This is a genomic window from Rhizobium sp. R693 (assembly GCF_002211315.1).
Classification (GTDB): domain Bacteria; phylum Pseudomonadota; class Alphaproteobacteria; order Rhizobiales; family Rhizobiaceae; genus Rhizobium.
This window is the reverse complement of the sequence record NZ_LOKY01000045.1, coordinates 192,649-204,633: the sequence shown is the minus strand read 5'-3', so window position 1 is coordinate 204,633 and position 11,985 is coordinate 192,649. Positions and strand designations below refer to the sequence as shown.

Genomic DNA, 11,985 nt, shown 5'->3' with positions numbered 1-11,985 from the left:
AGCATCAAGGCCGCGTGCGCCGATTCTTTTGCCGGCCGCTTGCATGCCTCCGCGCATTGAAAGAAACTCGCCTGATGTCAGAGCCCAACACTCTTTTCACCGAGACGATCCTGCTGCTCGGTGGCGCCGTGGTTTCGGCGCCGATTTTCAAGCGCCTTGGGCTCGGAACGGTGCTCGGCTATCTGGCCGCCGGCGTCGTCATCGGCCCGATCTTTCACGGATTGACGGATGGCGAGCAGATCCTGGACGTTGCCGAACTCGGCGTCGTCTTCCTCCTCTTCATCATCGGTCTTGAGCTGAAGCCTTCGCGTCTCTGGCAGATGCGGCGCGACATTTTCGGGCTCGGAACCGCGCAGGTGGTGGCGACCGGTCTTGTGCTCACACTACTGACCTATCTTTCCGGGGTTCTGGACTGGCGCGGCAGCATCGTCGCGGGTTTCGGGCTTGCCCTCTCCTCCACCGCATTTGCGATGCAGATCCTCGAGGACGAAGGCGATGTGAACACTCGCTACGGACAGCGCTCCTTCTCGATGCTGCTGTTCCAGGATCTTGCGATCGTACCGCTGCTGGCCCTCATCAGCATTCTCGACGGCGGCAAGGGCAGCGGCACGCCGCTGCTGGACTTCGCGGTCGCCATTGCGGCTGTCGCCGCGATGATCGTCATGGGGCGCTATCTGCTCACGCCGCTCTTTCAGATCATCGCCCGCACCGGGGCCCGCGAGGCGATGATTGCCGCCGCCCTCTTCGTGGTAATGGGGTCGGCGAGCCTCATGCAGCTTGCCGGACTGTCGATGGCGATGGGTGCCTTCCTTTCCGGCGTGATGCTTGCCGAGTCTTCCTATCGCCACGAACTGGAAGCCGATATCGAGCCCTTCCGTGGCGTCCTGCTCGCTATCTTCTTCATCGCGGTCGGCCTTTCGATCGAGCTGGAAGTGCTCAGAGACAACGCTCTTTTCATCATCGTTGCCGTGCCCGTCATCATGGCCGCGAAGGCACTGGTGATCTACGCTCTCTGCCGCGCAACGGGATCGCCGCATGACGACGCTATCAGGATCGCTTTCCTGCTGCCGCAGGGCGGCGAGTTCGGCTTCGTCCTGTTTACCGCCGCCGGCATTGCCGGACTGATGCCGACAAGCACCGCCTCGCTTCTGATCGCGATCGTCACCCTGTCGATGGCGCTGACCCCGATCGGAACGATGCTGGCCAAGCGTCTTCTCTCCGGCAAAGAGGAGGAACAGCTGGACGAAGATTTCGAAGGCGCCGGCGCGGATGTGCTGATGGTCGGCTTCTCGCGTTTCGGGCAGATTGCCGCCCAGATCCTGCTCGCCGGCGGGCGTGCCGTGACCGTCATCGACTTTTCGGCCGATCGCATCCGGCAGGCTTCCTCCTTCGGTTTCCGGATCTACTTCGGCGACGGCACCCGCAAGGACGTGCTCAGGGCCGCCGGCATCGACCGCGCCAAGATCGTCGTCGTCTGCACCCAGAAGCGCGAGATTACCGACAAGATCGTCGAGCTGGTGCAGGCGGACTATCCGGATGCCAAGCTCTTCGTGCGCTCCTACGACCGCATTCACTCAATCGCGCTCCGCAATCTCAACGTCGACTATGAACTGCGCGAGACGCTGGAATCCGGTCTGCTGTTCGGCCGGCGAACGCTGGAGGCATTGGGTGTCGGCGAGGCGGAGGCCTACGAAATCGGCGAGGATATCCGCAAGCGTGATGAAGCGCGCCTGGTGCTGCAGGTCACGGAAGGACTGCAGGCCGGCCGCGACATGCTGTTCTCCCAGCCGGTGAAACCGGAGCCACTCATGAAGCCAAAGCGCGCCGCGAGCTTCGACGAGGACCCGCTGGCTGGCACGGCAGAAGTGACGGCCGACGCTTAGCCTTTCAGGGTTAAATTGAAACGTTCTGTTGGCTCAGACGGTGAAAGCTCTTTTGCCCCCCACTATGACGACAGCAGATCTCGGCTTGCGCGAATACTTTCACCACGCTCTCATGCCGCGCATTTTCAGGACTTACACGAGGATGGTATGACGTTTGGACTGACGAAGGAGGCGATGTTGAAGCTAGATCCCGACACTCGCGCATTCACGCTTGTCGGCGCCTATATGGGATTCTTTGCTCTGCTTGAAGAAGGGGTTAACAAGGCACTCGCTGAGGTATTGGAAGTCACCGATCTCCCTGCCGCTATCATCGCCCGCAACATGTCCTTTGATGACAAAATAAAGACCCTACGAACCTTGGTTAACCTGTTCATCTACGACAAGGACAAAGCAGCCAGTTTTGATGAACTCGCGCGGCGGGCTAAGAAGTGCACCGAGGATAGGAACATAGTTGCTCATACCGCTTTCCGCAGGAGCTTTAAAACGGATGGCGTGCAATTCTTTGCGTTGTCCGCAAATAGCAAGTTAAAGTTCCCCGAAATTGACTGGTCTGTTGACGTGTTCTTGAAGCACATCGATACAATCAATGAGTTTGATAATGGGTTGCGAACTCTAGAAAACAGGATGTCCCCTGCAGAGTATCACGGAGGCACTAATTAGCTCCCCCAAAACACCGCTCGCCGTCGGAGGCCTGCTCGGATTAGGAGAACATCTCTTGAAGCAACAAAGAGGCGAGATAACGAGCGATCCCGATGAAGACGTAAGCGAGTAACTCCGCTCTGGCTGAGGCCATCGCGTCGAGCATCCTACTGGTGATAGTCGCCGCCACTTTCTCCGCAGGTATTGATCCGCGGCCCGCGATACCCGTTGCGATTGCCATTGATTTGAGGGAGTATCCGGCTCTGGCCCCTGAGGCCCGCGCAGTCTTCGATGTTAGGACAATGCTATGCCTCTACGCTGTCTTCTGGCCGTCGCGGCCATTGCCCTCGTTACCCTTTCCGGATGCGCAACCACCGGCTCGGGCGCAGGGAATACCACCTACGCAACCCCCGCAGGGATTGGCCCGGTTCGTGGCAGCGGTATTAACGGCTACTAGTCTTGGGCAAAGCCTCTAAGAGGCGATCCGCGCTTCGATCTCCCGATCGAGCGCGTATTTCAGTTCGTCCTTGATGCCGACCGACATGGACAGGACTTGGCGAGCCTTCAGGAAGTCCATCACGCCGATGCGCCCAACTGGGGGGCGCAGGAAGATGTGCGGTGCCTGCAGGCGCAGCTTCAGGGAAATGGCGGTCTGCATCATCAGCTGCCCGGAGCCGAAGATGCTCTCCATCCGGTTCGGAATATGGGTGCCGTCGCCTTCCGGCGCGCCGACGACATCGATGCCGATGACGATATCGGCGCGGTCCATCAGGCATTCGTAAGGCACGGGATTGCTGATGCCGCCATCGATCATCACCCGTCCGTGCAGCCGCACCGGCATGAAGACCGCGGGGATTGCCGAGGAAGCGGCCAGCGCCGGGAACAACGCACCGTGGCTCGTCAGCACTTCGCACTGGCCGTAATAATCGGTGGCCGTCACCGTCGTTGGCACCAGCAGATCCTCGAAGCGATCCGGAAGATCGGCGGGAAGGAAAGCTTTCAGGATACGCTCGAGATTGAACTGTCCGATGCGCACGCCGTTGGCAACCGCATCGCGCACCGTCTGCGGGCGCAGGCCCCAGAGGCGACTGACAACGGCAGCCTTGTTGCCGACCGTCATCATGACATGCTCGCGGATGGCTTCGCCGGTCATTCCAGCCGCCATGCCCGCGCCCATGATGGAGCCGATCGAGGAGCCTGCGATTGCTACGGGACGAATGCCGAGTTCATCCAGCGTTTCTATGACGTGGATGTGAGACAGGCCACGCGCGCCGCCACCGCCGAAGGCAACCGCAACTGTGGGTGTCGAACGGCCGGAGGCGCCGGTCGAGGCAGGCAACTCGGTTTCGATCTTCTCTGCCTGCTGCACCGCTGCCCCCGATTTCCGCCGCCCTATTCAGGCTGATAGCGGAAGAAATGAACCTTGGTATCGCCGAATATCCGGCTTTCGAGGAAAAGATAGGAAGGGTCGACCGAAACGGCAACGTCCGCGCGTTCTTCCAGGACTGCAATCGCGCCCGGTTGCAGCCAGCCACCCTTGGCTGCGGCGGCCATTGCCTTTTCGCCAAGCCCCTTGCCGTAGGGCGGGTCGGCAAACAGCATCTGGAACCGCTCGAGATTGCCGACGCTGCCGAGATCGGTCGCATCGCGCCTCAGGATGCGCGTCCTGCCATGCAGGCCGAGCGCATCGATGTTTTCCCAGAGCAGGCCCCTGCCCTCGACGCTGTTTTCGACGAACAGCGCATGGCGGCAGCCGCGCGAGACGGCTTCGAGGCCAACGGCGCCGGTGCCGGCAAAGAGATCCAGTATCCGGGTGCCATCGACGCATTCCGGATAGGCATGGCTCAGAATGTTGAACAGGCTCTCACGCGTCCGGTCGGCAGTCGGCCGGATGTCGTTTGACTTTGGTACGGCAAGCGGCCGTCCGCGAAACTCACCGCCGACGATCCGCACCGCGTCCTATTCCCTTTCCTTTTGGTCCACCCCGCGACGGCCCGCCCGAAGGCTTGCCACTGCCCCCCGGCCTGTCGCCCTTCGGCTTGCCGGAGAAAGATTTGCCGCCACCGGGCTTACCGCCGAAGCTCTTGCCGCGCGGCTTGTCGCCGAAGGAGCGCTCGCCGGCCGGACGCTCGGAGCGAGCCTCGCCGGAGAAGCGCTTGGCGCGGGGACGCTCATCGCCCTCTTCGCGCGGACGGCGCGGCTTGTCGCCGAACGGCCGGTCGCCACGCGGCGGCCGATCACCGAAGAAACGGGGACGCTCATCACCGTCCTCGCGCGGCCTGCGGTCGCCACGCGGCTTGCCGCCGAATGGACGGTCACCGGCTGGCCGGTCTCCGCGTGCCGGGCGGTCGCCGAAGGAACGGGGACGGTCGCCGTCCTCGCGCGGCTTGCGCTCACCACGGGGCTTGTCGCCGAATGGCCGATCGCCGCGCGGTGGGCGGTCGCCATAGGGTCTCTCCCCGCGCGCGGTGCGGTCGCCGCCGGAACGGTCGCCACGATCGCCGAAGGACCTGTCGCCACGCGACGGGCGGTCGCCGCGCAGGCCGCGATCACCGGAACGCTTGCGATCGCCGTCGTCGCGGCTCACATCGCTGGAGCGGATCCATTCGCCCTCTTCATCGGTGGCCCGGTTGATCTGGACGCGGTGGCGGTCATCCCCGAAGCTTGCCGCCTGCGGCCTATCGCGGCCGGGCTTTTCGCCACGGCGCTGCGCCGTCTTGGCATTCTTCTCGGCCCTAGCGGCTGCCTTCTCGCCGAGCGGGCGGGCGCCGGGAGCCATCCAGACATTGGCATTGCGGCGGCTGCCGAGCGCGGGGCGCTTCGGACGATCATCGTCATTGCGGCCACCATCGCGACGGTCATCGCGGCGATCGTCGCGCTTGGTGTCGAGGCGGCTCAGCGCACGCTCGCGCTTGTCTTCCGGCTTGCGGGGGCGCTCGCGGCGCTCCGGCTTCGCTTCGGGTTCTTCCTCAGCAGCGACAGCCGGCGAGTTGTAGATCGGCGCGTCGAAATTGGCCTTCGCGTCCTCGATCAGGCGCGGGCCGAGCTGGTCGCGCAAGGTGCGGCCGCGCACTTCGACCACATCCCGCTCCGGCAGATCGCCGAGCTGGAACGGGCCGTAGGAGATGCGGATCAGACGATTGACGTCGAGACCGAGCGCACCCAGCACGTTCTTGATTTCGCGGTTCTTGCCTTCACGCAGGCCCATGGTGAGCCAGACGTTCGAGCCCTGTGTACGGTCAAGGGTCGCTTCGATCGCGCCATAAAGGACACCATCGACGGCGATGCCATCCTTGAGCTTGTCGAGCGCCTCCTGATCGATCTCGCCGTGGGCGCGCACGCGGTAGCGGCGCAGCCAGCCGGTCGTCGGCAGTTCGAGGGCGCGAGCTAGGCCGCCGTCATTGGTCAAAAGCAGCAGGCCCTCGGTGTTGATGTCGAGGCGGCCAATCGACATGACGCGCGGCAGGTCGTCCGGCAGGTTGTCGAATACCGTGGGGCGTCCTTCCGGATCCACGTTCGTCGTCACAAGGCCGGCGGGCTTGTGGTAAAGCCAGAGCCTGGTGCGTTCGATACCGCGGATCGGAACGCCGTCCACTTCGATCTTGTCCGTCAGCGTCACGTTGACGACAGGGGTCTCGAGGAGCTTGCCGTTCAGCTTGACGCGGCCGTCCATGATCATGCGCTCGATATCGCGACGCGATGCGACACCGGCGCGCGCCATCACTTTCGAGATGCGCTCGGCCTTGGCGTCACCTTCGGCAACGCTGCTCGCCTCGGTCTTGACGAGCGCCTTGGCCGGCTTCCGACCGGATTTCGGGCCGGCATCGCGCGGAGATGGCTTGCCGCCTGGCCGTTTTGGCTTGTCTTTGAATGTCATTTGTTGTTTGCCTGCCTTTTGGGGCCTTCCTATCAGGTCGCGCCCCTGCGGTTAAGTGGAAATTGTCGGATCGTGAAGACAAATCAATTTATGGAGCTGGCGCTCGACCAGGCCCGCGCCGCCGGAGAGCGCGGCGAGGTGCCGATCGGAGCGGTTCTGGTGATTGACGGGGCCGTGGTCGCGGCATCCGGCAACCGCACCCGCGAGCTCAACGATGTCACAGCTCACGCTGAAGTCGCCGTCATTCGGATGGCCTGCGAGGCGCTTGGTCAGGAGCGGCTGACCGGCGCCGACCTCTATGTAACGCTGGAACCCTGTACCATGTGCGCGGCCGCCATTTCCTTTGCGCGCATTCGCCGGCTCTACTACGGTGCCGAAGACCCGAAGGGTGGCGCCGTCGACAATGGCGTGCGTTTCTACAGGCAGCCTACCTGCCATCACGCCCCGGAGGTGTATTCCGGTTTGCAGGAGACGACATCCGCCGACATCCTTCGAACGTTCTTCGCGCAGAAACGGGATATGCCGTAACATTACTGGTACCGGCGCGATCTTCGCGCCGTCGGCACTAGCCTTGCCGGCAGGATGTTGGTAGACAAGTGGTCAAAAGCAAAGCGGGGCTGATGCCCCGCTTGAAACCTTACTGGAGGAGGTTCCACCACTGATTGCCCGTACCGGCAATCGCAGCTTCCTTCTTCTTCTTCTTCGCCTTCTTCAGCTCCGGCTCGCCGAGATCGTCCAGCTTGGCCGGATCGTCGACCTGGCGGTATTCGGTTGGCGGATCCGAGATGTAGCGGCGGTCGGTATAGGAGCCCTTCTGGGTGGCGCGAGCCTCGCGATAGGCCTTGGTCTGGGCTTCGGTCGTTTGCCGGCCACCTTCAACCTTGTCGCTTGCGAGCGGCGAGCGGTAGTTCGGGTTGTCGCTGTTTTCGTCAGCTTCCTTGACTAGGCGTGCGCGGGTCTCTTCCGGGGATTCGATCCACTGCGGATTTTCCTTGCTGGCTATGCTCTGCTGCGGCTCGACGAGGTTCTCCTTGTCAGCTGCCTGCGGCAGCACGAGGCCCGGGCGGGCGCTGTACTTGACGCCCTTGTTCTTCGGCCCGTCGCCGGTCAATGAAACGGACTGACCAAGGTCGTCGGTCAACTGTTCCATCGCGGTCTTGTCCGTACCGTAGCGCGGGCTCCCCATGCAGCCGGTGATCATCGCGCCGCCGGCCATAGCAACAGTCAGGCAGACGCCCACACGGATCCAACGTGTTGATAACATGAAAACCCTTCCAGCCATGCCGGTGCAATCTTCGCCCTACCGGACACTCGTCCCCCTGACGCAAAAATCCGGCCATTTTCAGGCAGCTTTTACCGGATGAACCGCGATTGTGCAATTCACCCGGTAATATTCTTCAGTTTTGCACCGCTAGTTCGCGCAACGCAGCCGCATCGCGGGCCGAGACGTCGGGATACTCGGTGTCAGAACCGACATCCGTCGTGATCCGCCAGGAGCGGGCGCATTTGGTGCCTTCTGCCAGTTTCGGCTCGACGCTGACACCTGACACCTCCGGCAGACGGAACGCATCGGCCGGCCCTTCCGTGCCATCGATGACGATGCCAGAGGTGATGCAGATCTCCTCGAAGTCCTGGCCCTCCAGCGCCTTCAGAAGCTCCGCATCAGCGACGTGAACGACGGGGGCAGCCTCTAGCGAGGAGCCGATACGCTTGTCCTTGCGCTCGATTTCCAGTGCGCCCGTGACGACCGTGCGGACCACGCGGATCTTCTTCCACTTCTCGGCCAGTGCCTCGTTCTTCCAGTCCGCCGGAATGGTCGGGAACTGCTCGAGGTGAACCGAAACCGCCGAAGGATTGCGCGACAGCCATGCCTCTTCCGTCGTGAACGGCAGCATCGGCGCCAGCCATGTAACAATGCATTCGAAGATGTTGCGGATGACATGAAGGGCCGAGCGACGGCGGAGACTCGACGGCGCATCGCAGTAAAGCGCATCCTTGCGGACGTCGAAGTAGAAGGCCGAGAGCTCGACGTTGGCGAAATCGATCAGTGCGCGAGCGATCTTCTTGAAGTCGAAGGCGTCGTAGCTTTCGCGGATAAGTTGTTCAAGTTCGGCGAGGCGATGCAGCATCAGTTGCTCGAGCTCCGGCAGATCGGCAAGCGCGATGACTTCGCCCTTGTCGTGCGCCAGCGTGCCGAGCATCCAGCGGATCGTGTTGCGCAGCTTGCGATAGGCATCGATGTTCGTCTGGATGATCGTCTTGCCGACACGCAGATCCTCAGCGTAGTCGGACGTCATCACCCAAAGGCGCAGGATATCTGCGCCTGCGTCCTTCATGATTTCCTGCGGAGATGTCACGTTGCCTTTCGACTTCGACATCTTCTCGCCTTTCTCGTCCATGGTGAAGCCATGGGTGAGAACAGCATCATAGGGCGCCCGGCCACGGGTTGCGGCAGATTCCAGCAGCGACGAATGGAACCAGCCGCGGTGCTGGTCGGACCCTTCAAGGTAAAGGTCGGCCGGCCACTTCAGATCCGGGCGATCTTCGAGCGTGAAGGTGTGCGTCGAGCCCGAGTCGAACCAGACGTCGAGGATGTCCATGACCTGCGTCCAGGGCTCATTTGCCTTCTCGCCCAGGAAGCGCTCACGTGCACCATCGGCGAACCAAGCATCGGCGCCCTCGTTCTCAAAGGCTTCCAGGATGCGCGCGTTCACGGCATCGTCCTGCAGGATACCGCCGTCATCATTGACGAAGAGGCAGATCGGCACGCCCCAGGCGCGCTGACGCGACAGGACCCAATCCGGGCGCTGTTCGATCATGGCGCGCAGGCGGTTCTGACCGGCCGCGGGTACGAAGCGGGTTGCGTCGATTGCGTTCAGGGCGCGCGAGCGCAGTGTCGTGCCATCGCCGAGTTCCTTGTCCATGTAGACGAACCACTGCGGCGTATTGCGGAAGATGACCGGCTTCTTCGAACGCCAGGAGTGCGGATAGGAGTGCTTGAGGCGGCCGCGTGCAAACAGCGCATGGCGACCGATCAACGCCTTGATGACACGCTCGTTGGCATCACCCTTCTTGCCCTTGTCGTCGATGACGCGAGCAGCACCGCCCTCGGCATCCGGGCCGAAGCCGGGAGCGTCAGCCGTGAAGAAACCAGCGTCGTCGACCGGGAACGGGATCGCCGACGAGATGTGGCGCTCTTCCAGCAAACGGACGTTGGCCATCCAGGCATCAAAGTCTTCCCGGCCGTGGCTCGGCGCGGTGTGAACGAAACCGGTGCCCGTCTCGTCGGTGACATGGTCGCCGTCGAGGAGCGGCACATGGAAATCGTAGCCGCCACCGAGTCCGTGCAAGGGGTGCGTGCAGGTGATCGCCGCGAATTCCGCCGCTGCGACATCACGGACGAACTTGAGGGTCACCTTCGCCTTGGCAGCCGACTCCTCGGCGAGGCGCTTGGCGAAGATCAGCCGTTCGCCCGGCTGCGGTCCGAAGTCGTTCTCAGCGGTCTCGATCTCGTAGAGGCCGTAGCCGTAGCGCGAGGAATAGGCGATGGCGCGGTTGCCCGGGATCGTCCACGGCGTCGTCGTCCAGATCACGACGAAGGCGCCCTTGAGTTCGCTGGGGCCATCAGCCACTGGGAACTTCACCCAGATCATATCGCTTTCGACATCGGCGTATTCGACTTCAGCTTCGGCGAGCGCCGTGCGCTCGACGACCGACCACATGATCGGCTTCGAACCGCGATAGAGCTGGCCTGACTTGGCGATCTTCAGCAGTTCGCCGGCGATGCGCGATTCCGCGTGGAAGTTCATCGTCGTGTACGGGTTGTCGAAGTCGCCTTCGATGCCGAGGCGCTTGAACTCCTCCGACTGGACCTTGATCCAGCCAGCAGCAAAGTCGCGGCATTCCTGGCGGAATTCGTTGACCGGAACTTCGTCCTTGTTCTTGCCCTTCTCACGGTACTTCTCCTCGATCTTCCATTCGATCGGAAGGCCGTGGCAGTCCCAGCCGGGGACGTAGTTGGCGTCGTAGCCGCGCATCTGGAACGAGCGATTGATGACATCCTTGAGGATCTTGTTCAGCGCGTGGCCGATATGGATGTTGCCGTTCGCGTAGGGAGGGCCGTCGTGAAGCACGAATTTCTCACGGCCAGCGGCGGAAGCGCGCAGCTTCTTGTAGAGACCCATCTGCTGCCAGCGGGCAACGGTTTCCGGCTCCTTCTGCGGCAGGCCGGCGCGCATCGGGAAGTCCGTTTCCGGCAGATAGAGGGTCTTCGAGTAGTCGAGTTTTTCGGCTGTGTCGGTCATGTCTAGCAATCGTCTCTAGGCGCCACGGAAGCGGGCGCAACGGGCTTGAAAATTGGTGACGGAGGCGCTCGTCGTCCAAGCGCCGAAAACCCGGACCTTCCGGCCGCTTAGCGCGCGCGGAAGGCCGGGCCGATAATTCGTATCGTGATCGCCAGCCGGAACTTGTTCATCGCGCCGGTTCATAGGCGCTTTTGCAGGGAAAAGGAAGAGGGATTTCATGGTGTCGCGGGCGAACGCCGATGAGCGCGTAGCAAGCGCCGCCGTCCCAAATTCAGTGGAAGCAGATCTTGAGGTCGAGTTCACCGAGCGGCCGCACGCCGGCAAGCAGTGCCCTTGCCTCTTCCTTGTCGCGGTTCATCTGTTCCACAAGCGGATCGAGGCCATCGAACTTCAGTTCGGGTCGCAGATAGCCGAAGAAGGAAACGGAACAGATCTGCCCGTAAAGGTCGCCGCTGAAATCGAAAACGTTGGTCTCGAGCAACGGCGCACCATTGTCCGTGACCGTCGGACGGCGACCGTAGCTGGCGACGCCATCATGCAGTGTGCCATCGGCAAGACGAAAGCGAACGGCATAGATGCCGGCCTTCAGATCGGCTTCAGCAGGCAATTGCATGTTTGCGGTCGGGAAGCCGAGCTGGCGACCAAGCTTCTCGCCGCCAATGACTTCCGCTTCCACTGTAAAGTGATAGCCGAGCATTGCGGCCGCCTCGCTAACGTTGCCGTCCTTCAGCAGTTCGCGAATATGGCTCGAAGAGACAACATCGGTATTCTCGTCGCGAAATGCGTCGATCAGCGTAACGCCGAACCCGTATTTTTGACCGGCATCCATCAGGAAGGCCGGACCGCCTTCCCGGCCACGCCCAAAATGAAAGTTGAACCCCGTCACGACCTCGGATGCGCTGAGCCAATCCTTGAGGATCGAATGGATGAAATCATCGGCGGAACGCTGCGAAAACTCCCTGTCGAAGGGATATTCGATGACCGCATTGAAGCCGATCGCCTCGAGGATACGCGCCTTGAGCGGTGCGGGCGTCAAACGAAAGACCGGCTGATCGGGACGGAAGACAGTGCGCGGATGTGGCTCGAAGGTCAGGACCAGTGCCGGAATGCCACGCTGCTGCGATATCTCCAGGGCCCGGTTCAGCACGGACTGATGCCCGCGATGCACGCCGTCGAAGTTGCCAATGGCAATCACACCACCACGCAGGTGGTCCGGCAAGGGTTCGCGAGTTTCGTTGCGGTGAAAAACGGTCATCGGCTGGCTTTTCTTGTGCGGGGCTCT

Annotated in this window: 10 protein-coding genes; 4 read left to right on the top strand and 6 right to left on the bottom strand. The window is 62.2% G+C overall.

What is annotated here, in order from left to right:
- Positions 1–74: 74 nt before the first annotated feature.
- The 3 genes from ATY79_RS23860 to ATY79_RS31025 all read left to right on the top strand — a co-directional run bounded on the left by ATY79_RS23860 (position 75) and on the right by ATY79_RS31025 (position 2,979).
- The gene (locus tag ATY79_RS23860; protein WP_088705140.1) at positions 75–1,883 is read left to right on the top strand and encodes a monovalent cation:proton antiporter-2 (CPA2) family protein; all 1,809 of its coding nucleotides are present in this window, start codon (positions 75–77) and stop codon (positions 1,881–1,883) included.
- A 147-nt stretch (positions 1,884–2,030) separates the two neighbouring features.
- Positions 2,031–2,543 carry a hypothetical protein gene (locus ATY79_RS23855; protein ID WP_088705073.1) on the top strand — a complete coding sequence of 171 codons (513 nt, stop codon included), beginning with the start codon at positions 2,031–2,033 and terminating at the stop codon, positions 2,541–2,543.
- A 286-nt stretch (positions 2,544–2,829) separates the two neighbouring features.
- Entirely contained in the window at positions 2,830–2,979 is a 150-nt protein-coding gene (locus tag ATY79_RS31025) for a hypothetical protein (protein WP_189638067.1), read from the top strand.
- A 15-nt stretch (positions 2,980–2,994) separates the two neighbouring features.
- On the opposite strand, the gene ATY79_RS23845 is transcribed toward ATY79_RS31025, so the two are convergent.
- Genes ATY79_RS23845 through ATY79_RS23835 form a run of 3 tightly spaced genes read right to left on the bottom strand, consistent with a single transcriptional unit; the run spans position 2,995 to position 6,399 of the window.
- On the bottom strand, positions 2,995–3,891 hold the full coding sequence (locus tag ATY79_RS23845; RefSeq protein WP_088694621.1) for a patatin-like phospholipase family protein: 897 nt from the start codon (positions 3,889–3,891) through the stop codon (positions 2,995–2,997).
- 23 nt (positions 3,892–3,914) lie between these two features.
- Entirely contained in the window at positions 3,915–4,475 is a 561-nt protein-coding gene (rsmD, locus tag ATY79_RS23840) for a 16S rRNA (guanine(966)-N(2))-methyltransferase RsmD (RefSeq protein ID WP_088705071.1), read from the bottom strand.
- On the bottom strand, positions 4,456–6,399 hold the full coding sequence (locus ATY79_RS23835; protein WP_088705070.1) for a pseudouridine synthase: 1,944 nt from the start codon (positions 6,397–6,399) through the stop codon (positions 4,456–4,458). The genes rsmD and ATY79_RS23835 overlap by 20 nt, the downstream gene beginning before the upstream one ends.
- A gap of 90 nt (positions 6,400–6,489) precedes the next feature.
- On the opposite strand from ATY79_RS23835, the gene ATY79_RS23830 reads away from it, so the two are divergent.
- Positions 6,490–6,927: a nucleoside deaminase gene (locus ATY79_RS23830; protein ID WP_189638070.1), complete on the top strand. Its 438-nt coding sequence runs from the start codon at positions 6,490–6,492 to the stop codon at positions 6,925–6,927.
- Between the two features lie 109 nt (positions 6,928–7,036).
- On the opposite strand, the gene ATY79_RS23825 is transcribed toward ATY79_RS23830, so the two are convergent.
- The 3 genes from ATY79_RS23825 to ATY79_RS23810 form a co-directional block, all read right to left on the bottom strand.
- The gene (locus ATY79_RS23825) at positions 7,037–7,663 is read right to left on the bottom strand and encodes a hypothetical protein (RefSeq protein ID WP_088705069.1); all 627 of its coding nucleotides are present in this window, start codon (positions 7,661–7,663) and stop codon (positions 7,037–7,039) included.
- A 133-nt stretch (positions 7,664–7,796) separates the two neighbouring features.
- Complete coding sequence (gene ileS / locus ATY79_RS23820) at positions 7,797–10,703, bottom strand: isoleucine--tRNA ligase (protein ID WP_088705068.1); 2,907 nt, start codon at positions 10,701–10,703, stop codon at positions 7,797–7,799.
- 271 nt (positions 10,704–10,974) lie between these two features.
- On the bottom strand, positions 10,975–11,958 hold the full coding sequence (locus tag ATY79_RS23810; protein WP_088694627.1) for a bifunctional riboflavin kinase/FAD synthetase: 984 nt from the start codon (positions 11,956–11,958) through the stop codon (positions 10,975–10,977).
- Positions 11,959–11,985 lie beyond the last annotated feature (27 nt).